Annotated in this window: 23 protein-coding genes; 9 read left to right on the forward strand and 14 right to left on the reverse strand. The window is 31.3% G+C overall.

What is annotated here, in order from left to right; genetic code table 11:
* From KPL44_RS23365 to KPL44_RS23375, 3 genes are all read left to right on the forward strand, one after another.
* Positions 1–256, forward strand: a 256-nt coding sequence (locus KPL44_RS23365) for a DUF1667 domain-containing protein (RefSeq protein WP_216255507.1), incomplete at its 5' end; no start/stop codon positions are given.
* A gap of 131 nt (positions 257–387) precedes the next feature.
* Positions 388–1,878 (forward strand): glycerol kinase GlpK, encoded by a 1,491-nt coding sequence (glpK, locus tag KPL44_RS23370; RefSeq protein ID WP_216255509.1) that lies wholly within the window; start codon positions 388–390, stop codon positions 1,876–1,878.
* A gap of 86 nt (positions 1,879–1,964) precedes the next feature.
* On the forward strand, positions 1,965–2,672 hold the full coding sequence (locus KPL44_RS23375) for an MIP/aquaporin family protein (protein ID WP_216255511.1): 708 nt from the start codon (positions 1,965–1,967) through the stop codon (positions 2,670–2,672).
* Between the two features lie 100 nt (positions 2,673–2,772).
* Here the strand turns inward: KPL44_RS23375 and hisE are convergent, their stop codons facing one another.
* From hisE to KPL44_RS23425, 10 genes are read right to left on the reverse strand one after another with little or no spacing between them, the layout of a single operon-like run.
* Positions 2,773–3,096, reverse strand: coding sequence for a phosphoribosyl-ATP diphosphatase (gene hisE / locus KPL44_RS23380; protein ID WP_216172926.1), 324 nt, complete (start codon positions 3,094–3,096; stop codon positions 2,773–2,775).
* A gap of 56 nt (positions 3,097–3,152) precedes the next feature.
* Entirely contained in the window at positions 3,153–3,482 is a 330-nt protein-coding gene (hisI, locus tag KPL44_RS23385) for a phosphoribosyl-AMP cyclohydrolase (protein ID WP_216255519.1), read from the reverse strand.
* A 36-nt stretch (positions 3,483–3,518) separates the two neighbouring features.
* Complete coding sequence (hisF, locus tag KPL44_RS23390; RefSeq protein ID WP_216255521.1) at positions 3,519–4,280, reverse strand: imidazole glycerol phosphate synthase subunit HisF; 762 nt, start codon at positions 4,278–4,280, stop codon at positions 3,519–3,521.
* Between the two features lie 3 nt (positions 4,281–4,283).
* Positions 4,284–5,000 (reverse strand): 1-(5-phosphoribosyl)-5-[(5-phosphoribosylamino)methylideneamino]imidazole-4-carboxamide isomerase, encoded by a 717-nt coding sequence (gene hisA, locus KPL44_RS23395; RefSeq protein WP_216255523.1) that lies wholly within the window; start codon positions 4,998–5,000, stop codon positions 4,284–4,286.
* Positions 5,000–5,602 (reverse strand): imidazole glycerol phosphate synthase subunit HisH, encoded by a 603-nt coding sequence (gene hisH / locus KPL44_RS23400; RefSeq protein ID WP_216255525.1) that lies wholly within the window; start codon positions 5,600–5,602, stop codon positions 5,000–5,002. The genes hisA and hisH overlap by 1 nt, the downstream gene beginning before the upstream one ends.
* A gap of 11 nt (positions 5,603–5,613) precedes the next feature.
* Positions 5,614–6,204 carry an imidazoleglycerol-phosphate dehydratase HisB gene (hisB, locus tag KPL44_RS23405; RefSeq protein WP_216255527.1) on the reverse strand — a complete coding sequence of 197 codons (591 nt, stop codon included), beginning with the start codon at positions 6,202–6,204 and terminating at the stop codon, positions 5,614–5,616.
* 51 nt (positions 6,205–6,255) lie between these two features.
* Positions 6,256–7,299: a histidinol-phosphate transaminase gene (hisC, locus tag KPL44_RS23410; protein ID WP_216255529.1), complete on the reverse strand. Its 1,044-nt coding sequence runs from the start codon at positions 7,297–7,299 to the stop codon at positions 6,256–6,258.
* Positions 7,296–8,588, reverse strand: a complete 1,293-nt coding sequence (hisD, locus tag KPL44_RS23415; protein ID WP_216255538.1) for a histidinol dehydrogenase — start codon at positions 8,586–8,588, stop codon at positions 7,296–7,298. The genes hisC and hisD overlap by 4 nt, the downstream gene beginning before the upstream one ends.
* Positions 8,585–9,235 carry an ATP phosphoribosyltransferase gene (hisG, locus tag KPL44_RS23420; RefSeq protein ID WP_216255541.1) on the reverse strand — a complete coding sequence of 217 codons (651 nt, stop codon included), beginning with the start codon at positions 9,233–9,235 and terminating at the stop codon, positions 8,585–8,587. The genes hisD and hisG overlap by 4 nt, the downstream gene beginning before the upstream one ends.
* Before the next feature lie 2 nt (positions 9,236–9,237).
* Positions 9,238–10,527, reverse strand: a complete 1,290-nt coding sequence (locus KPL44_RS23425) for an ATP phosphoribosyltransferase regulatory subunit (protein WP_216255543.1) — start codon at positions 10,525–10,527, stop codon at positions 9,238–9,240.
* Positions 10,528–10,932: 405 nt separating this feature from the next.
* Here KPL44_RS23425 and KPL44_RS23430 point away from each other — a divergent pair, with 405 nt between their 5' ends.
* From KPL44_RS23430 to KPL44_RS23450, 5 genes are all read left to right on the forward strand, one after another.
* On the forward strand, positions 10,933–12,018 hold the full coding sequence (locus KPL44_RS23430; RefSeq protein ID WP_216255546.1) for an ABC transporter ATP-binding protein: 1,086 nt from the start codon (positions 10,933–10,935) through the stop codon (positions 12,016–12,018).
* A gap of 14 nt (positions 12,019–12,032) precedes the next feature.
* Positions 12,033–12,923: an ABC transporter permease gene (locus KPL44_RS23435; RefSeq protein WP_216255547.1), complete on the forward strand. Its 891-nt coding sequence runs from the start codon at positions 12,033–12,035 to the stop codon at positions 12,921–12,923.
* 56 nt (positions 12,924–12,979) lie between these two features.
* Positions 12,980–14,761, forward strand: a complete 1,782-nt coding sequence (locus KPL44_RS23440) for an extracellular solute-binding protein (protein WP_216255561.1) — start codon at positions 12,980–12,982, stop codon at positions 14,759–14,761.
* Positions 14,762–14,877: 116 nt separating this feature from the next.
* On the forward strand, positions 14,878–15,519 hold the full coding sequence (locus KPL44_RS23445; RefSeq protein WP_071612744.1) for a pentapeptide repeat-containing protein: 642 nt from the start codon (positions 14,878–14,880) through the stop codon (positions 15,517–15,519).
* An 85-nt stretch (positions 15,520–15,604) separates the two neighbouring features.
* Positions 15,605–16,627, forward strand: coding sequence for a metal-dependent hydrolase (locus KPL44_RS23450; protein WP_216255550.1), 1,023 nt, complete (start codon positions 15,605–15,607; stop codon positions 16,625–16,627).
* Between the two features lie 76 nt (positions 16,628–16,703).
* Here KPL44_RS23450 and gtfA read toward each other — a convergent pair whose 3' ends face one another.
* Positions 16,704–18,173, reverse strand: a complete 1,470-nt coding sequence (gtfA, locus tag KPL44_RS23455; RefSeq protein ID WP_216255552.1) for a sucrose phosphorylase — start codon at positions 18,171–18,173, stop codon at positions 16,704–16,706.
* Positions 18,174–18,187: 14 nt separating this feature from the next.
* On the reverse strand, positions 18,188–19,144 hold the full coding sequence (locus KPL44_RS23460) for a carbohydrate kinase family protein (RefSeq protein ID WP_216255553.1): 957 nt from the start codon (positions 19,142–19,144) through the stop codon (positions 18,188–18,190).
* A gap of 132 nt (positions 19,145–19,276) precedes the next feature.
* Between KPL44_RS23460 and KPL44_RS23465 the strand changes: the two genes are divergently transcribed.
* Positions 19,277–19,999 (forward strand): phosphatase, encoded by a 723-nt coding sequence (locus tag KPL44_RS23465; RefSeq protein WP_216255555.1) that lies wholly within the window; start codon positions 19,277–19,279, stop codon positions 19,997–19,999.
* 73 nt (positions 20,000–20,072) lie between these two features.
* Here KPL44_RS23465 and KPL44_RS23470 read toward each other — a convergent pair whose 3' ends face one another.
* Together KPL44_RS23470 and KPL44_RS23475 are read right to left on the reverse strand one after the other, a co-directional pair.
* Positions 20,073–22,268, reverse strand: a complete 2,196-nt coding sequence (locus tag KPL44_RS23470) for an alpha-galactosidase (RefSeq protein WP_216255557.1) — start codon at positions 22,266–22,268, stop codon at positions 20,073–20,075.
* A gap of 45 nt (positions 22,269–22,313) precedes the next feature.
* The coding region (locus KPL44_RS23475; RefSeq protein ID WP_216255559.1) for a carbohydrate ABC transporter permease at positions 22,314–23,087 on the reverse strand (774 nt) is incomplete at its 5' end.

Here is a 23,087-nt window from a genome sequence, read left to right on the forward strand (position 1 = left end):
TGAGACTTATGGTAAGAAAGAATGCACTAATCCTACAAGAGTTGTCACTTCATCTGTTTTTGTTTCTGGAGGAAACGCTAAAGTACTTCCTGTAAAAACTGAGAGTGATATACCAAAGGATTTAATGTTTGATTGTGTAAAAGCATTAAAAGGTATTGTAATGAAAGCTCCTATTCATATAGGTGATGTGGTTCTCGAAAATGTAGTTAACACAGGGGTAAATATTATAGCCACTAAGAATATTTACGTGGTATAATATTATTATCATTACAATATATTAGTATTATATTAATGAAAGATTCACGATATTATTCAATATAATATCGTGGTTTTTATAAATCCCAAGTAAACGGTTACCAAATTAAATTGATGAGGGGTGTAAAAATTATGGCTCAGTATGTAATTGCACTAGACCAAGGAACAACAAGTTCAAGATGTATTTTGTTTAACAAAGAAGGACTAATTGTAAGTGTAGCTCAAAAAGAATTTACACAAATATTTCCTAAAGCAGGTTGGGTTGAACATGATCCTATGGAAATTTGGGCTACTCAATTAGGTGTGGCACAAGAAGCTATGGCCAAAATTGGTGTAACAGCAAAAGATATTTCTGCCATTGGTATAACTAATCAAAGAGAAACTACAGTAGTTTGGAATAAACACACCGGTGTTCCCGTGTATAACGCAATTGTTTGGCAATGTAGAAGAACAGCTGGTATATGTGATGAATTAAAAACTACAGGCTTTGATAAAGTAGTAAGAGACAAAACTGGTCTCATACTTGATGCTTATTTTTCTGGGACTAAAGTTAAATGGATACTAGATAATGTTGATGGTGCAAGAGAAGAAGCAAACAAAGGTAATTTAATATTCGGTACTATTGATACATGGTTGATTTGGAAATTAACAAACGGAAAGGTTCATGTAACCGATTATACAAATGCTTCTAGAACAATGTTATTCAACATTCATGAATTGAAATGGGACGATGAAATACTTAAAACTTTAGATATACCAAAATCAATGCTTGCAGATGTTAAACCCTCAAGTTATTGTTATGGATATACTGACAGTTCAATATTTGGCTCTCCAATAGCAATAGCTGGTGCTGCAGGAGATCAACAAGCTGCATTATTTGGACAAACCTGTTATGAGGCTGGAACAGCTAAAAATACTTATGGTACTGGTTGTTTCCTATTAATGAACACTGGTGAAAAAGCAGTTGAATCACATAATGGTTTACTTACAACTATAGCTTATGGTATTGATGGTAAGGTTAACTATGCTCTCGAGGGAAGTGTATTTGTTGCAGGAGCTACAATTCAATGGTTAAGAGATGAATTAAGGATGATTAAGAGTGCACCTGAATCAGAAGAATATGCTACCGCTGTTGAAGATACAGACGGTGTATATATGGTACCTGCCTTTGTGGGACTTGGAGCACCATATTGGGATCCGTATGCAAGAGGAACAATAGTTGGTTTAACTCGTGGAACTAAAAAGGAACACTTTATAAGAGCAGCACTTGAATCCTTAGCTTATCAGACAAATGATGTATTAAAAGCTATGCAAGAGGATTCAGGCATTACACTTAAATCATTAAAGGTGGATGGTGGTGCATGTGCTAATAACTTCTTAATGCAGTTCCAGTCAGATATATTAGACGTTCAAGTTGATAGACCAGAAGTTATTGAAACAACAGCTCTAGGTGCTGCCTATTTAGCAGGACTTGCAGTTGGATATTGGAAGAGTCAAGAAGAGATTTCAAAGAACTGGGCATTATCTAGATCTTTCCGTTCAAAAATGGATGAAGAAAAAAGAGTTAAACTTTTAAAAGGATGGCATAAGGCTGTCGGTAGATCAAGAGACTGGGAAGAATAAAAAAGTATATCTATTTCAGAAGTAAGATGCATAATGCATTTTACTTCTGCTAAATAAATAATATATATATATAGGGGGATAATATTATGTTACCATATTATGCAGAGTTTTTCGGAACAGCATTACTAATTCTTCTTGGTGATGGTGTAGTTGCAAATGTAGTTTTAGATGAAACAAATGGACATGATGGTGGATTAATAGTTATAGCTTTTGGTTGGGCATTCGCAGTTGGTATTCCAGCTTACATCTTTGGAACAGCTAGTGGAGCTTCATTTAATCCTGCACTTACTATAGCGCTCGCTGCTATTGGTAGTTTATCATGGTCAGTAGTACCTGGTTATATTGTAGCTGAGTTGCTTGGAGGAATAGTCGGTGGAGTTCTAGTTTGGCTCATGTATTACCCTCATTGGGCAGTTACAGATAACAAAGCAGGAAAACTCGCTGTATTCTGTACAGCACCTAGAATTAAATGTACTCCTGCAAACTTTTTATCAGAATTTATAGGAACTTTCGTATTAGTATTTGCGTTACTAGGGGTTGCTCAAACAAAATCATCTCCTGGATTTGGACCACTTATTGCCGCATTTGTAATTTTAGTAATCGGTTTATGTTTAGGCGGTCCAACTGGATATGCTATTAACCCTGCAAGGGATTTAGGACCAAGAATAGCTCATGCAATATTACCAATAGCTGGTAAAGGTGATTCTAATTGGGGATATGCATGGATACCAGTAGTAGCTCCAATTTGTGGTGCTCTTGCTGGAGCATTAGCAGTCGTTGCTATGTTTGGTTAACTTCATTTAAAAATAAAAGTAAGTAATACTAACTTAATTAATGAAATAAAAACATCCAATTATAATATTGGATGTTTTTATTTGCTTGTAAATACTAATTTTAAATATCTACTCTCTTTTGCTTTTTATTGCATATCTTTCCACGTCTTTTTTCTAGTTCAGCTACAACAGCATCTATTTTTATACCCTTTTCCACCATAAGTACTAATGTGTGGTAAAATAAGTCTGATATTTCTCCAACAGTCTCATTATCGTCATCGTTCTTGCTACTAATTATTACTTCCGCACTTTCTTCTCCAACTTTTTTAAGAATTTTATCAATTCCTTCTTCAAAAAGATAACTAGTGTATGACCCTTCTATAGGGCTAGCTTTTCTTTCCTCAATTATCTTATAAAGTTCCTGTACTACATTAGTTTCACTCATTTTACAATTCTCCTTTTATATTTATTTTAAAGCATTAATTGTTATTGCTTTTTCAGTTATGCTTTCTGCTTCCAAATTTCTCTATAAAAACAAGTTTTATTTCCAGTATGACAAGCTGCTCCCACTTGCTCTGCTTTAATAAGAATTGTATCTCCATCACAATCAAAACTTATGCTTTTTACATATTGAAAATGCCCTGAAGTTTCTCCCTTGTTCCACAGCTTATTTCTTGATCTACTAAAAAACCAAGTAGTTCCAGTTTCCATTGTTTTTTTTAAAGACTCCTCGTTCATATATGCAAGCATTAAAACTTCTCCACTACATTGTTCCTGAATAATTGCAGGTATTAACCCATTATTAAATTGAATTTCTTTTATATTATCCACATTAACCACCACATTTCTTTATTTTTCATTATTTACCTAAATTCTAATTTCTACCTCTTTATGTTTAAGATACTCTTTTACTTCTCTAATGGATAGTTCTTTATAATGAAACAAAGAAGCCGCAAGTGCAGCATCTGCTCCACTTTTTTCAAAAACTTCATAAAAGTCATCTATCTTACCACATCCACCTGATGCAACTACAGGGATGTTTACAATATCTGTTATTGCATTTATAAACTCTATATCATACCCTTGTTTTGTTCCATCTGCATCCATACTTGTTAAAAGTATTTCACCTGCGCCTAGTCCTTCAACTTCTTTTGCCCATTTAACTGCATCGAGTCCCGTATTTATTCTTCCACCATTTATAACTACATGCCACCCAATATTGTTCTCGTTCTTCTTTCCATCTATTGCAACCACAACGCATTGGCTTCCATATTTTGATGCTGCCTGCGTTATAAGTTTAGGATTACGAATTGCAGCAGAGTTTATAGATATTTTATCTGCCCCAGCTCTAAGTATTTCCTTAAAATCCTCTATACTTTTAATTCCTCCCCCTACAGTGAGAGGAATAAATACTTTCTCAGCAGTCCTTTTTATAACATCTATCATTGTTCTTCTTCCCTCATGAGTGGCTGTTATATCTAAAAATACAATTTCATCTGCACCTTCGCTGTTGTAGAACTCAGCAATTTCAACAGGATCTCCTACGTCAGTTAAGTTCACAAAGTTTATTCCTTTCATTACCCTTCCATTAGTTACATCAAGGCAAGGAATGATTCTTTTAGTAAGCATCGACTAGGCCCTCCCCGCAAGTATTGCTTCTTCAAGTGATATATTTCCACTGTAAAGTGCTTTTCCAATAATTGCTCCATATATATTCATTTTCTTAAGCTTTTTTATATCATCAATGTTTTTCATGCCACCTGATGCAATAATATCACAAGATACCTCGTCATTGATTTTCCCAGTCGCCTCAAAATTAGGTCCAGTCAAAGTTCCATCACGACTTATATCAGTAAATATTATAGTTTTTATGCCTATATTCTCCATTTGTTTTGCAAAATCTATATATTCAACTTTACTACTTTTTTGCCAACCTTCTACTGCTACAAAACCATCTCTCGCATCTATTCCAATTGCAATTTTATCTCCAAATTTTTTAACAGCTTCTTTTACAAGTGATGGATTGTTTAAAGCTGCAGTACCAAGTATAACTCTACTTAATCCTTTATTAATTAACATGTCTATGGTATCTATACTTCTAATTCCACCGCCAAGTTGAATAGGGATCTTTAAATCATTTATAATTTTATTTATACTATTTAAATTTTCAATAGATCCTCTTAATGCCCCATCTAAATCTACCATATGTAAATATTCTGCTCCCTTATTCATAAAGTTTAAGGCAGTTTGTAGTGGATCTTCCCCTACAACTTTCGCTGACATAAATTCACCCTTAAAAAGTCTAACACATTTTCCATCTTTTAAATCTATTGCTGGAAATATTTTCATTACACTACCTCCGCGAAGTTTTTAAGTAATTTCATTCCAAAATCTCCACTTTTCTCTGGATGAAACTGCATACCAAATATATTGCCCTTACTTACAATTGCAGGTATCTTTTTCTCATACATACTATATGCATTTATAATACCCTCCTCACAATTTACTGCATAATAAGAATGTACAAAATATACATATTGATTTTCTTCTAAGCCTCTAAGTAATGGAGAATTATTTTCAAAGGATAAACTATTCCATCCCATATGCGGGATTTTTATAGAACCCTCTAGTTTTATGATGTTTCCTTTTAATAATCCTAGTCCCTGGCATTTCTCGATCTCATAACTTTCCTCAAAGAAAAGTTGCATACCAAGACATATGCCAAGTATTGGTTTCCCTTCTTTAGCAGCCTGTATAATTATCTTATCTATTCCAGTCTTGTTCATATTCTTCATTGCATCTGGAAATGCACCTACTCCTGGAACAATAATGCTTCTACACTTTGATATTTCCTCAGCATTTGATGATATTATTGATGATACATTCAAAGAATTAAGTGCATTTTGAACACTATTTAAATTTCCAACACCATAATCAACTATCGCTATCATAGTTTTCCTCCTTATAAAGATCCTTTTGTAGACATAACCCCTTTTATCCTTTTATCATATGTTAAAGCTTCACTTAATGCTTTTCCAAAAGCTTTGAATAAGCCTTCCACCATATGATGGTTGTTTTTTCCATAAATTATTCTTGCATGAAGCGTTATTCCACTATTCATAGCTAAAGCCCTAAAAAATTCTTCCACCATTTCTGTATCAAAATCTCCAATTTTATCTACTGTAAAATCAGCATCGAACACAAGGTAAGGTCTACCACTTAAATCTAGTGACACTGTAGCCAATGTTTCATCCATAGGTACAAAACTAGTTCCATACCGCTTTATCCCTTCTTTGCCCTTAAGTGCATCCTTAATCGCAAGTCCAAGCACTATCCCTACATCTTCAATAGTATGATGAGAATCTACAAATAAATCGCCTATAGCCTTAACATATAAATCTAGAAGTCCATGTTTTGCAAGAAGGTTTAACATATGGTCAAAGAAACCTATACCTGTATCGCCCTCAAAATTTCCGGATCCATCTAAATTTATACGTACCTCAATATTAGTTTCATTACTTTTTCTTGTTATTTTTGCTTCTCTTTGAATCATATAACCCGCTCCTTTTGATATCTAGATTGAATTTATATATTGATCTATTTTTCATATAATATTTTTTAATAAACAGTTATTTTCTTCTCTACTTCCTATTGTTATTCTCAAACAGTTTACTAATTTTCCTGAAGTAAAACTTCGTACATTTATACTTTGATTTAAAAGTTTTGCTTTAGTTTCTAAAGCATTTGGAACCTCAACTAGTATAAAATTCGATTTTGATTTATAAAGTTTTATTCCACTAATACAACTCAATTTTTCCCATAAGTAACTTCTCTCTGCAAGTATGTTTTTAACATTGTTATATATTATTTCTGGTTTTTTTAATATAACACATGATATACTTTGCGTGATAGAATTTACATTATAAGGAGGCTTTGCTTTTTTAAGTTCGGACATTAGAACGTTACTTGTAATCATAAATCCTAGCCTGATAGCAGCAAGACCAATTTTTGAGCAAGTTCTAAGTACAATTAAATTCTCATAAAAATCTATTTTATCTAAGATACTCTCGCCATAAAATTCAAAATATGCCTCATCAATTACTACAATACATTTGCACCCTTCTATTATTTTTATAATATCCTCTCTTTTAATAATGTTACCTGTAGGATTATTAGGGTTAGATAAAAATACAATTTTAACCTTTTCACTATTAGCCATGGAAATAAAACCATCTACATTCAATTCTAATTCTGCTCCAAGCGGAAATTCAATTGGAATTCCTCCAGCAACTTTAGTATATAACCCATACATGGAGAAATCAGGGCTTTGCATTGCTACTTTATCCCCAGCATTTAAAAATGTATGGGCGATTATTTGAATGCACTCATCTGAACCATTTCCAGCCATTACGTTTATACTTAAAACATTAGCATATTTAGCATAAAGATCACATACCTCGAGTGACTCTGGATCTGGATACCTATTATAAATGGAATTCTCTACTGCCTTACCTATTTCTTTTCTAGTTTCAAAATCAAGGTTATTAAAACTTTCATTGGCATTTAACCTTACGTTATAATCAATTTTACCTGCACTATATGATTCAAAATCACTTAAATCTTCTCTAAAAAAATCCTGTATCATCATTTAAACCTCACTTTAATAGAATTTCCATGAGCTGTAAGCCCTTCAACATCTGATAATTTTATTACCTTGTCCTTAACTTCGCTTAGTGCTTCCTTAGTATAATATATATAACTTGATTTTTTAATAAAATCATCTACTGATAATGGTGAAAAGAATCTTGCAGTTCCACTTGTTGGTAGAACATGATTAGGTCCTGCCATATAATCTCCTAGTGGTTCTGGAGCATACTCACCTAAAAATATTGAACCTGCATTTTTTATATCACCCAAATAATTAAATGGATCACGAACCATTACTTCAAGATGTTCAGGTGCAATGTCATTTGCAAGTTCTATAGCTTCTTTTATATTTTTAGCTATTAGAATAACTCCATATTTCTCTAAAGATTGCTTAATGATTTTACATCTGCTCATATCTTTTATCTGTATTTCTAGTTCCTTAACTACCTTGTTTGCAAGGTCTCTTGAAGTAGTTATAAGCATAGCTGACGCAAGAACATCATGTTCTGCTTGCGACATTAAATCCGCTGCAATGAAATGTTCATTTGCAAATTCATCTGCAATAATTAAGATTTCACTGGGGCCTGCAATCATATCTATGGCAACAGATCCAAACACACTCTTTTTGGCCATAGCTACATAAATATTCCCTGGTCCTACTATTTTATCTACTTTAGATATTTTTTCTGTTCCATATGCAAGTCCGGCAATCGCTTGTGCACCACCCATTTTGTAGATTTTATTAACGCCAGCTATATCTGCTGCAACTAGAATATGAGGATTCACAGTTCCATCCTTAAGTGGTGGTGTTACCATAACTAGATTTTCAACGCCTGCAACCTTTGCTGGAATTGCATTCATAATAACAGATGACGGGTAAGATGCCGTGCCACCAGGCACATATATTCCAACACTTTCAAGCCCTCTTAAAGTTTGCCCTAAAATAGCACCCTTTTCTTTTGTCACCATCCAAGCATTTCTTTTTTGTTTTTCGTGAAATTCCTTAACATTTACTTTTGCAAGCCTTATTGCATCTAAAAAATCTTGGTCAACCATTTTATATGCATTTTTAATTTCTGTATCTGTTACAACAAAATTTGCAAGTGTAATATATTTACTATCAAATTTCTGAGTGTATTCAATTATAGCATCATCGCCTCTAGTTCTTACGTCTGCTAAGATTTTATCTACTATAGTATTTGCATCTTTTTGAACATCTTCTGTTCTTTTTTTTAAAAACTTCATATATTCTTTTCCATCGGTGCTATTTGCCTCTGTAATTTTTATCATTTTATCATCGCCTCATTTTTATCTACATATTGTTGAACCTTAACTATTAAATTACCTATCTCATCCTTTTTCATCTTCATGCTAGCTCTATTTACTATCATTCTTGCACTAATATCGCATATTTTTTCTATAATAATCAATCCGTTTTCACGAAGAGTGTCTCCTGTTTCAACCAAATCCACAATTGCATCTGATAATTCAAGGATTGGAGCAAGTTCCACTGACCCATCTAATTTAATAATTTCAACGTCTTCATTATTTTTTTTGAAATATTCTTTTGCAACTGTTGGATATTTAGTAGCTATTTTTTTACGATTATATCCATCATAACTTTTAAAACTTGGTAATGCTGCAACTGCAAATATACATTTTCCAACCTTTAAATCCACTACTTCATAAAATTCTTTATTTTGCTCCATTAAAGTATCCTTACCAACAATCCCAATATCTGCTGCACCATGTTCTACATAGGTTAAAACATCTGTGGACTTAACTAAAACAAATTCTATATTGTTTTTTACATCCTTAAGAATTAATTTTCTTCCCTTATTTTTAAGATCTGTACAATCTATCCCAATATCTTCAAACATAGAAATAGCATACTTTTCTAATCTTCCTTTTGTTAATGCTATACGTATTGCTTTCATGATTATTCCCCCAAAATATTAATATACATATCTAAACCATTAATAAATTTCTCAGTACTTGTCTTAAAGCTTTTTTTACTTATAGTATCTATTAATTCAATTTTGTTTTCTTCTAATATACAAATCATTTTATCTATTCCCTTTATCTGCGCATAAGTCAAAGTTTTTTCTTTTTCTTCAAATAAACTTAATTCAGTACTAAGACCTTTGACTCTAATTTGCTCTGCAAACTTATATGCACAGGCTGCTAAAGTATTTTCAAAATAAATCATGAATTTTTCATTACCCTTCTCATTATCATTACCTTGCTTTGAAAGGACAGACTGAATATTGTCAACATCTATGGCAAATCCAACTGCTGGCATTGATGCCCCAAATTTTGATATTAGATTATCATATCTTCCTCCACTAATGATTGTCGTTCCTACTTCACTACTATATCCTCTAAATGTTATCCCAGTATAATAATCAATATGTTGTACCATTCCTAAATCAATAGAAATATATTCACCAAATCCTACGCTTACTATACGCTCATATATTTTTTCTATAGTATCGAGTGCTGCAAGTGCTGTCCTATTTTGAGTTAACATTCTTGCAGCACAAAGTATTTCAATCCCACCAAATAGTTCTGGCAATTTTTTCAACGCTTCTACATTTTCTATACCAAATTTTGCTTCTTTATCATCTATAAATTCTCTTAATGCTCCAAAGTTCTTATTTTCAACAAGCCCCCTTAATCTTTCCATTTCTTCATAATCAAGATCTATATCTTCAATAAGGCCCTTGAAAAATTCAGCTTGACCAATTTCAAGTTCAAATTTTTTTACTCCTATAGCAAGTAAAGCCGAAATAGCAGTTATAATTACTTCTGCATCTGCTTTAGGACTTTCACTTCCTATTATTTCAATTCCCGATTGGGTCATTTCACTAACCTTTCCATTCCAGTCTTCATTTATCCTAAATATATTGCCGCTATAACATATTCTAAGCGGGTATACTGAATCGCGAAGCTTTGTAGCAGCAATTCTCGCTATAGGCATAGTCATATCTGGTCTTAACACTAATATTCTCCCTGCATTATCAAAAAGCTTATACATTTTTTCTTGTTCAATTGATACGTCATCACCCTGAAAAACATCATAAAATTCCAGTGTTGGAGATATTACTTCTAAATAACCAGTGCTTATATACAAGTTCCTAAGTGTATCTATAATTTTAATTTTATTAGTACAATCTTCGAAAAGTATATCTCTCGAACCTTCCGGTATATGTCTTTTCCAATTATTCATAATTTCACTCCTCTAATTACGATTCATTACTTTATCACTTTAACGCTTCATCTTGTTAAAAGATTACCATCTTTCTATTAGTAAGTCAACCTTTAATTTTTTAAAATTTCTATAAGTTCTAAAAATTGCAACAATTGATATTTATGCATTAAATTATTTCTTTAATTAAAAATGGTTTATATGGCAATTATATCATTCACCCACTCTTCATTCTACTTTTTTTACGAAACTCTCATAGATTGTATAAAAATTTTGCTACAATATAAGAGCAAGTTGTTGATATTTGAAATTTATTGTGCTATTATTCATAAAGTCATTATTATTCAAGATAATACATAATTATAAATTCTAATAAAGAAGTTTCAAACATAATATAGTATTTTACTAAAAAGGAGCTGTTACGGTGTGACAAAAGGTGTTTTCGTTCAATTGTTAAATATTTGTAAGAGTTTTAACCAAGATGACCCTATCATTAAAAACTTAGACCTTGACATACATCAAGGTGAATTTCTAACCCTACTTGGACCAAGTGGTTGTGGAAAAACGACTACCTTAAGAATGATTGCTGGTTTTGAATTGCCCACAAGTGGCGAAATTGTAATTGACGGAGAAAATATTACGCAAAAACCACCTTACCTTAGGAGTGTTAACACAGTATTTCAAAATTATGCATTATTTCCTCATATGAATATCTATGATAATATAGCCTTTGGTCTTAAAATGAAGAAAATGCCGAAGAATGAAATAAAAGACAATGTAAATAAGATGTTAAAAATGGTTCAACTTGAAGGTTTTGAGAATAGAATGCCCTCTATGCTAAGTGGTGGACAAATGCAACGTGTTGCGATAGCAAGAGCAATCGTAAACAAACCAAAAGTTCTTCTTTTAGATGAGCCCCTAGGTGCACTTGATTTAAAGCTCCGCAAACAAATGCAATTGGAACTTAAGCATCTTCAAAAAATTCTTGGAATAACCTTTGTTTTCGTGACCCATGATCAAGAAGAGGCACTAACAATGTCCGACCGAATCGTTGTTATGAACAGTGGTGTTATTGAGCAAATTGGTACACCAGAAGAACTTTATGAGCACCCTAGAACTAAATTTGTAGCTACATTTTTAGGAGAAACAAACATCTTAGAAGGTGAGATTATTAAATTAAAAGAGAATGAAGTTTTGCTTAAGCTTTATGAAGAAGAAGATATAATTAGAATACCTAACCATAATTATAGTTTAGGTGATAAATTTATAGTTTCTGTTAGACCTGAGAGGATTAAAATAAAAGAAGCCGTTGAAGAAGGCGACGTTTGGTTGATTTGTAAATTTAAGGAAATAATTTATGTAGGTTCAACCATTAAAGTTATTATGCTTCTTAAAGATAATAAAGAAATTATAGTTAATGAGCCAATAGGACAAAATTTTATATTTTTAAATGAGACAAAAAATTATTTTGTGACATGGAATCCTAATCATACTATAGTTATTAAGGAATAAAGGAAGTTGAGCAAATGAAAACTAAGAAATCAAGAAATCCTATAAATAAATATTTAACCTTACATCTAAAATATTTAACAACAATTTCACCTGCTCTTATATGGCTAATAGTATTTTTTGTTATGCCACTTTTATTTATAGTTGTAGTAAGTTTTTCTACTAGAGGCGAAGTTGGCAACATCATATATAAGTTTACTTTAGAAAATTATATGAGGCTTTTAGACCCTCTTTATATTGATATTTTTCTAAAATCAATCCTGATAGCTACATATACTACTGTGTTATGTTTGATTTTCGGATATCCATTTGCATACATAATAGCAAATGTTAATAAAAAATTTAAGCCACTATTACTTTTACTAATAATACTCCCATTTTGGACTAACTCATTAGTTAGGACCTATGCAATAATAGTGTTACTTAAAACAGAAGGAATAATAAATACACTGCTATTACATTTTCATATAATAAATATACCTCTTAATTTAATGTATAACAATTTTGCGGTTATGATTGGTATGCTATACATGATGTTTCCATTTATGGTTCTTCCTCTATATACTTCAATAGAAAAACTTGACAAGAGAATATTAGATGCTGCATCTGACCTTGGAGCAGGTACATTTTATAAATTTATAAAAATTATTCTTCCACTTACCAAAGGAGGTATTGTATCAGGTTCTATTTTAGTTTTTATTCCTACCCTTGGACTTTTCTTTGTAACTGACCTTATGGGAGGTAGTAAGGTAATCCTTATGAGTAATCTAATCAAAAATCAGTTCCTTACTGCAAGAGACTGGCCCTTCGGTTCTGCTATATCAGTTATTTTAATAATTGTTATGTTATCTGTTATTTTATATAGTACAAAACTAACTGGAACTAAAGGAACTAAGGAGGTATTATAAAGTTGAAAAGCAAAAAAACAAATTCACTGAAATTTTTATATTTGATCTTAATATTTATGTTTTTATATATACCTATTATAGTACTTATCGGATTTTCCTTTAACCAGTCAAAATTAAATGTAGTTTGGACCGGTTTCACATTTAAATGGTATGCTAGTCTACTCCATAATGCAGGCATATTAGATGCAGTTAAGAACTCATTTATTATAGCTATAATTAGTACAATAATTTCTGTAATTATAGGAACTTTGGCCGCCATTGGAATGTATAGATACAAATTTCACGCTAAAAAATTAGTTGACGCAATACTATACGTACCCTTAGTTATACCTGAAATAGTTATGGGTATATCCCTACTTGCTTTTTTCTCCATAGCAAAGATCCCTTTAGGTAGAGTGTCGTTAATTATTGCCCATGTCACTTTCAGTATAGCTTATGTTGTAGCAGTTGTTAAAACTAGACTTGACGGCTTCGATAGGTCTGTTGAAGAAGTTGCTATGGATCTGGGTGCTACGCCTATAAAAACCTTTTTTAATATAACTCTACCAATTATTATGCCAGGTGTTATTGCAGGTGCCTTACTTGCCTTTACTTTATCACTTGATGATGTAATAATTAGTTTTTTTGTAGCTGGACCGGGTAGTGTTACTTTGCCGCTTAAAGTATTTTCTATGGTAAAGTTTGGTGTTACACCTGAAATTAACGCCCTATCTACCATACTAATATTTTTAACTATTATTATAATTTGTTTTGCTCTTTTAATTCGAAATGTAAATATAAATATGAAAAAGATTGGTGTTATAATAACTTCAATTTTGATTGTATTTGGGAGTATTGGTGGTGGAATGTTCACTTATGCTAAACACAATGCAGAGCCTAAGGAAGTTTTAAATGTTTTTAACTGGTCTGAATATTTACCACAGTCCGTTATAGATAAATTTGAACAAACCTATAATATTAAAGTAAATTATAGTACTTTTTCATCAAACGAAGAAATGCTGGCAAAACTTATGGCAGGTGGTGGAAATTATGATTTAACAGTAGCTAGTGACTTTATGGTTGAAATATTAAGTAAACAAGGACTTATAACTCAAATAAATAAAAGTAGTTTAACAAATTTGAGCAATATAGGACCTCAATATTTAAATCTACCCTTTGATCGTGGTAATAAATATAGCGTACCTTATATGTGGCTTGCAGGGGTAATCTCTTATGATAGTTCAAAAATCCCTGAGGGCACAATAAAGGGATATAAGGACCTTTGGAAGCCTGAGTTCAAAAATTCTTTAACTGTACTTGATGATGAAAGAGTTATAATTGGAATGACACTTAAGATGCTTGGGTATCCACTAAATGAAACTAGCCCAGCAGCTCTTCAAAAAGCAAAAGAAGCACTTATAAAACTTCAACCTAATATTAAATCTTATGATAGTGATAGTCCCAAAACAAGCCTTATAAATGGTGAGTCAAAAGCAATGTTCGCTTGGGGAGCAGAAGGAAATCTGGCACGCCTTGAAAACCCAAATATAAAATACGTAATCCCAAAGGAAGGTCTATTTCTTCAACAAGATAACTTTGTAATTCCAAAAGCTGCAAAAAATGTTAAAGCGGCGCAGCTTTTTATGAATTTTATAATGCAGCCTGAAATAAGTGCTGAGATTTCTCATAAGTTCCCTTATGGAAATCCTAACACCGCAGCATACAAATATATTGATAAAAAAATACTAGATGATAAAGCAGTTTATCCGCCTAAAGAAGTTGTAAAAAAGGGTGAATACTTAAAGGATATAGGAAAATCAGTAACAGATTTAGATAAGATATGGACGGAAGTTAAATAAAAGATTGACTTTTATTAAAATTGTGTATAGTATTTATAGTGAAATAAAAGACTTCTACCCACTTTGGAAATTGGCTAGAAGTTTTTTGATGTTTATCAATTTAAGGGAGGCAAATAATGGCTACAAATAGAAGTGTAAAAGGTAATTTTAATTATAACAATATAGAAAAAACAGGAAAAAATTTTATGTATAAAAACCTTGAAAGAAGTAATTGTTATAATAGTGATTTTTCAGATTCAAATTTTAATTATGTTAACTTTAGAGGAGCTCATTTTAAATCATGTGTTTTTCTTGAATGTACATTTAAATGTGCCGAATTTATTGGAACAAATCTAAAGGACAGCGATTTTCAAAATACTGTATTTGAAAATACTTTATTTGATTCTACAAATTTAGATGGAGCAGATTTTAAAGATGCGGAATTTAAAAACACTATATTTTTGTTAACCGATGTTCATAAAGCTAAAAATTTAAGCCTTAAAAATCCGGAAATAAGAATTTTTGATGAAATACCAGAATTAGAAATTAGTGATGATCTTCGTTTCGCAATTTTAAAAGTGATGAAAAATAAATATGTAAAAGCAGCAAGAGTCCTTGATACAAAAAATGGTGATATTAATATAATAAATGTAATGATATTACTAGAGAATTTTGATGAAGAAACTTTGATTAAAGGATTAAATCTTGTTAGTGATGATTTAAATTGTGATTTTCATACATTAAGTTACATAATTAAATATATAAAAAATAATATGTAATTACGCATTTAAAAATTTTTTTTAAAATAAACTATATTATAAAATATTATTATAATGACATCTAAGCGAGTAAGGAGTACATAAGATGAATGGGCGGTCACATCAAAAGATAGCAATGTTATCATACGCAATAGTAGCTACAGTACCCATAATTAATTCAATGGCAATATTCAATAATAGATATATTCATATTCCAATGGGAATAAGCCTTATAGGTCTTGGTACTGCATGTCTTTCAGGATTGATTGTAGATGCTGATAGTCAAAACAGTAAAATAAACCATATGAACCCACTTACAGGTTCAAGTAATAAAGTAACCCATGACATAGAAAAGGTATTAAAATTATTACTAAGATTGCTTTTGGGTGTTGGGCTATGTGCACTAACAATATGGAATTCCAAAACTATTATAGCGCAGTTATCGAGAATAAAATTTATAGGTGAATATGCAAAGATATGTACATATTTTATGTCTTTTATTTTTTTAATTATAGGCATTACTAATGAGCGAATTTACAAAAGGGTCCCTGTAATTGGGTTCGTTTATAAGAAATTATCAAATGTAATAAGTAAGGGATCAAATAATTTCAAAAGAACAACCATGGTCTTAACATATATCGGTTCGAGCGTTATACTAGCACTTTACAATGTCACTAATTTGAACGATAGTTCTATTTATCTTATTTGTGTCTTATTAATATGTATCGCAATATTCCCTCACAGAACATTTTTGCACTCAATAGAGGGTGTTATTGTTTTTACTATTTCAGCATCATATGTATTTAATAAATTAGGATACGAGTATTTAACAGGCTGTTTTTTTGTTGGGTATATTAGCCATATCTATTGGGCTGATATATTTACAAAGGAAGGTGTACCAATACTGTCAACACCAAGGTTTATTGCTGAATTATTAAAAAAAATAGGAATTCACAATAAATTTGTATATATACTAGAAAAAATAGGGAAATTTAAATTAAAATTGCCACCACATATAACCACAGGTTCTGATGCTGGTAATCTGTTTGAAGTGATATATATTATAATATTATTTATTGCATTTGTAGTGAGCTTCAATTTTTATGGTGGTAGTTTCAGAGTAATCTAAACAAAACATCTATATTTAATAAAGAACTAGTATCAGCACTAAAAAGCTGATACTAGTTCTTTACTATTATTTGTTACTAAATTTTATATAATATTAAATTTTTTAAATCGTCTATATATTCAATAACTGAATTATTGTTTTTCAAATCTATCTTCAATGTACAAATTTTATCGTCCTTTTGCCACGAAAGATTAATTTCGTGTTCAGATGAAGATAAAACCTTGAATTCACCGTTAAAGGCTGGATATTCATTTCTAAATCGGATAAGTTGTAACAATCTTTGTACAACTTTTTTTTGCAGTGCCTCATCAATCTCCGTAGTGCTAAAATTATGTCGGTTAATTTCACGACCTTCACCTGTAGCTGCTACTTTTTCATTATCATTTTCACCAGCGAGTAGTCCTACATAATAAACTTGTGGGATTCCCGGAGCAAAGAATTGAATGGCTCTTGCAGCTAAGTATGCATCGTCATCACAATTAAGAACTGAATAATAAGAACATCTTATTTGGTGAACATCAAAGCCATCTTTATCTTTATGCTCAGACGAATAAATTAAGCTGAGGTTAGAACCTCTTTCAACACAGATATCTGTAAGCTTCTTTGCATCATCAGTTGTTACAAGATCATCTAAATCCGGCTTAACAGGAATGCCATCGTGACAGTCTAGCATAGTAAATTGTTTATGAGGACGAATCTCAAGATATTTGCACAGACTAACGCTTGACTTATTTATTAGAGTATCAAGAATCATATATGGCAATATAAAATCGTATATCCAATTGCCATGCTCTGCTAATTTAAACTGTGTTTTATATTGTGCATGTACCTCTGGAAGCAATTCAATTCCCAATGAATTTGCCAACTCGGTTATCCAATCTATAAATTTATATATTTCAGGCTCTACAAAAAAACAACTTGTCCCTAGTTTTTTAATTATATATCCAACTGCATCCAGTCGAACTATCTTTATATTTTGCTTACTGAAGTTTACAAGGAAGTCTGTTAAGAGGTTTCGAGTTTTTACTGAATTAATATCAATATCGATTTGCTCAGATGGATTCTCTTTACCAAAAGTTGTCCATACTTTTTCAATTACACCTGTTTTTTCAATTCTAAAGCTAGAAAAAGGCTCCTTTCTACGCAGGAACATCTTTGAAACATCTTTTTTAACAGGATTACCATCAATCCAAACCTTATCCAATGTGATAAAAAGATCGGCATACTCTGATTTATATCCACTTTTTAAAAAATCTTGAAAATATGTAGATTGCTTAGAAATATGATTTACCATCAGATCCAGAAGTATATCAAAGTTTTCACCAATGTTTCTAATATCTTCCCAAGAACCAAATGTTGATTCGATTTCTAAATAAGTTAAAGGGGCAAATCCTCTATCACCAGAAGAAGGAAATGGAGGTAAAATATGAATTCCGCCTTTAAATATATCTGAAAAATATTTTAGAAGTACATTATTAAGAGTTTTCAAATCCCCTCCAAGAGAATCGGGATAGGTGATTAGCTGTACTTGGTTTTTCACTGTCATATTATAAATCACTCCTATATGTTATAAATGTTCTTTATTTCTTCAATAGATGGAAGATTTACTACCGCGCCAACATACTTAAGTTTATAAGCACTTACTGCAAACCCAAGCTCCAAAGCCACTTTTATTGGATATCCTTTAATTAATGCAGTATAAAATCCTGACCAGAAAGCATCTCCAGCACCTGTGGTATCAATTACTTTTGAAGCTAAAGAATCAAAAGTAATTTTGTTTGATCCATTAGAAACTATAGCACCTTTGCTTCCTAGGGTCATTATTACTAACTTTGCACCTAATTTTATAAATTTATCAATTTGATTTTGAGGAGTATCCTCACCAAAAATTCTATTAGCATCATCCTCTGAAGGCTTTACTATATCAACCTTACTGATCAACTGTTTTATGTATTCTATTCCATCATGTTCTTTTTCCCATATCATTTCATGATAATTAGGATCAAATCCTATTATCACTCCATTTTTTCTTGCTTCTATAATTACCTTTTCAATAGTACTTCTTGATGTTTTTTGAGAAATTGGCCAACAAGAAAAATGTATGATTTTAGAATTTTGTACTGCAATTTCAATTTCAGGAGTATATTCTAAATTATAATCTGCACCTCTATAAAATATAGGTTTAGGTGTTGTTTTACTCTTAGTAACAAGTACCATACTAGTAGGAAAATCAACCCTACTAATGAAACTTGTATCTATACAATTTCCCTCTAGGTGTTGCTTTAAAAAATCTCCTAATCCATCTTTTCCTATTGAGGAAGCTATAGTAGAATTAGCTCCTAATTTTTTTACATTCATGGCAATATTGGCTGGAGAACCCCCGAAATATTTAACATAATTACTACACTGAAAATCTTCACTATAATCACTGGATATCATATCCACAAGCAATTCCCCTATTGTAAAGACATCAATATTTTTATTTTCAAACTCAAAAGTATCATAAAAATTTATCAATTTTCTCCCCCTTCAATTAATAATTAGTTTTTCTTTAAATAAATTCATAAAAATAACATCCTTTTAACCATAAGTCTCAATTTTGGTATACAATTAAAGATATACAAAGAAACAAATGAGAGGAGAGATTTTATGAAATTTATAGCTGATTTACATACCCATACTCTAGTTAGTGGTCATGCATATAGTACTTTAATGGAAAATGCAAAATATGCTAGTGAAATAGGTCTTAAAATATTAGGAACTACAGATCATGGTCCTAATATGCCAGGTGCGCCTGATCTTTGGTATTTCGGAAATTTTAAAGTACTTCCAAGAGAATTATTCGGTGTTAAAATGCTTTACGGATGTGAAGCTAATATAATTGATTATAAAGGTAATCTTGATATTCCAGTAGAGGTTCAAAATGGTCTTGACATAATGATAGTAAGCATGCATGAACCTTTAATGGAAGGAGGAAAAAGTGCAGATTTAAATACATCTACTATTTTAAAGGCTATGGATAATCCGTGTGTTAATATTTTAGGACATATAGGAAATCCTAAATTTCCTATACATGAGGAAGAAATAATAAAAAAAGCAAAAGAAAAAAATATACTAATAGAATTAAATAATAGTTCTTTTGTAAGTTCAAGACTAGGCAGTGACAAAAATTGTACTAAAATAGCAAAACTTTGCAAAGATTTTGGAGTGAAGATTATTGTAAACAGTGATGCTCATTTCTGTTTTTCTATTGCAAATTTTAGCGTTGTAGAAAAAATACTTGCAGAGATACATATGCCTGAAGAACTTGTTATTAATACAAATAAAGAAAGTTTGATAAAATTTCTTAAAGAAAAAGGGAAAAATATATAATACAGTACATAAAAATCAGCAACTTCATTAAATTAAACTGCTGATTTTTATATGTAAACATTATAATATTACATTATAATGTTTTTTTTAATCTCCAAACATAGCTTGTGAAATCGCCCTTAAGTTCTGGTACAACCATACCAGCATACATTAGCTCATCTCCACCATATACTTCATCTGTACCAATTACTCTATAATTCATTTCTGGATCTAATCCTTTAAACTTTAAAACCTTCAACTTTATATTACATTCTGCTAATTTTTTAAAATAACTTACAGCCACATCTTCCTTATTTTCTGAAATAAACATCCAAGCAGCATCATTATTTTCAAAAGGACTTATTAATCTGTAAAAATCTCCAAATTGAACTATATGCCTAATTTCTTTATAATCACTAATTTGTTTTTTTACAGTTTGTTTTTCTTCATCAGTCATCTTAATAACATCTAATTCATATCCAAAATTCCCACCCATTGCAACGTTACCTCTTGTTTCTAGGGGTGTAATCCTATGTACTTGATGATTAGGAACAGCTGATACATGAGCTCCCATAGTTATACTTGGATAAACCAAACTAGTACCATATTGAATTTTTAATCGTTCTATTGCATCGGTATCATCACTAGTCCAAGTTTGAGGCATATAATAAAGCATTCCTGGGTCAAATCTACCACCACCACTAGCACAACTTTCAAATAGAACCTCTGGAAATTTTGTTGTTAATTCCTCCATTACTCTATAAAGTCCTAGCATATATCTATGTGCAGTTTCTCTTTGTCTATTAGCATCTAATGTAGCCGATCCAACTTCTGACATAAACCTATTCATATCCCATTTCACATATGAAATGGGATAGGTTGAAAGATTTTCTGATAACATTTCAATTATAGCATCGCATACTTCTATTCTAGAAAAATCTAAAACCAATTGATTTCTTCCAAGTGATCTCTCTCTTCCTTTAACATGTATACACCAATCTGGATGCGCTCTATATAGATTACTATTCTCTGAAACCATTTCTGGTTCAAACCATAATCCAAACTTAAGACCAATTTCATTTATATCCTTTGAAAGCTTTTTGAGTCCATTGGGTAGCTTTTCTTTATTTACATACCAATCACCAAGGGAAGTAGTATCATCATTCCTATTTCCAAACCAACCATCATCTAAAACAAATAATTCTATTCCAAGTTTCTTAGCCTCTCTTGCAATATTTCTTATACTCTCTTCAGTAAAATCAAAATAAGTTGCTTCCCAATTATTTATAAGAATTGGTCTTTCTTTATCTCTATAATTTCCCCTGCAAAGACGTTTTCTATATAAATTGTGAAAAGTTTGTGACATCTTTCCTAGCCCACTATCTGAATATACCATAACCACTTCAGGTGTTTGAAAATCTTCACCTGGTTTTAAAAGCCAACTAAAATCAAATGGATTAATTCCAATTTGAACTCTAGTGGTTCCATATTGACAAACCTCTACATTAGCTAAAAAATTACCACTATACACCAAATTAATTCCGTAAACTTCTCCCTTATCCTCATCTGCATCTTTTCTCATTAAAGCTATAAATGGATTTTGTTGTGGACTACTTGCACCTCTTCTACTTTCAATAGATTGATTTCCACTAACTAAAGCTCTTTTAATAATACTTCTTTCTCTTGACCACGCACCTGATAATTGTAGTAAATCAAAATTATCATCACTAAAATCCACACTTGCACTTAATGCCCTCAACACCTTTAAATCTTTGGAGCTTGAATTGATTATCTTAGAAGATCTTGTAATCACGTCATAGTCATTATAGACTGTATAGCTTAGCACTACTAATAAGCCACTTAATTCATCTTTTAAGGTTATTTCTAAAGTCTGCGCTTCTTCATTTTTTTCTACATATGTGCTAGGCAATCCTTTTAACTTTTTCTTTCCTGAAAAAATCTCATGACTTAAATATTGCAAATCAGAAATTGTAGATCCATCTTCAAATTGTGTTTGATATGCTGGTGAACGCAAATCTGTATTCCCAAATGATGGGTATTCTTGAGGCAAAATATCTAAAGAAAAACCATTTATGTTATCCTTTGCAAACATAAATCCGTTTAACTGATCACCTTTAAAAGGCATCAAATAATCTAATTTAAAATTTCTTATTTTCTTACCCCAATAAATATGTTGTAAATATTTTGATTCAACTATTTGAATTATATAACTTGTGTCTTTTGCTTTAAGATGAAAAATTTTATTTTCTTCAAAATAAGAAATTGGCATTTTGTCTTCCTCCTAGTGGGTATAATATAAAAATTTATTTTATCACTAACTCTTTGAACCTGTACTTGCAACACCTTCAATAAATTGCTTCTGAAATATAATAAATATTATAAGCATTGGCCATATAGCTATCATCGAACCTGCCATAAGTTGAGGAAAATTTGTTGAATATTGACCTTGTAATGATGCCATTCCAGCCGCGAGCGGCATCTTATCTAATGACATATTTACTATTAAAGGCCACATCAAGTCCTTGTAAGCAAATACTGAAGTGAATATTCCAAGTGCTACTAGACCTGATCTAGTTAAAGGTAACATAACTTTCCAGAATACTTGCCACCTGTTACATCCATCTAATATTGCTGCTTCTTCTAGTTCCTTCGGAATTCCAATAAAAAATTGTCTAAGTAGAAAAGTACCAAAAGCACTTATAATACCTGGTATTACCAAAGCCGTAACAGTATTTAATAATCCAAGTTTTGAAATTATAGCATACTGCGGAATAATAAATATTTGTCCTGGTATCATCATTTGAATAAGTATTAACATAAAGAAAAAATTTTTCCCTGGAAATTCAATTCTGGCTAAAGCATAGGCTGCCATTGCACTAAAGAAAACTGAACCTATAACTCTAAAAAATATCATTAGCATTGTATTTATGTAAAATTTCGCAAATGGCAATTGATTCCATACGTCAACGTAATTTCCCCATTTAAAACTTTTAGGCATAATAGTAACTGGTAATGACGTTGACTCTGTAAGTGTTTTTAAAGAAGTTAGTATCATCCATATAAATGGAATTAGCATTGCAATCGCACC

The organism is Clostridium sp. DSM 17811 (assembly GCF_018861905.1).
GTDB classification, from domain to species: Bacteria; Bacillota; Clostridia; order Clostridiales; family Clostridiaceae; genus Clostridium_AD; species Clostridium_AD frigoriphilum.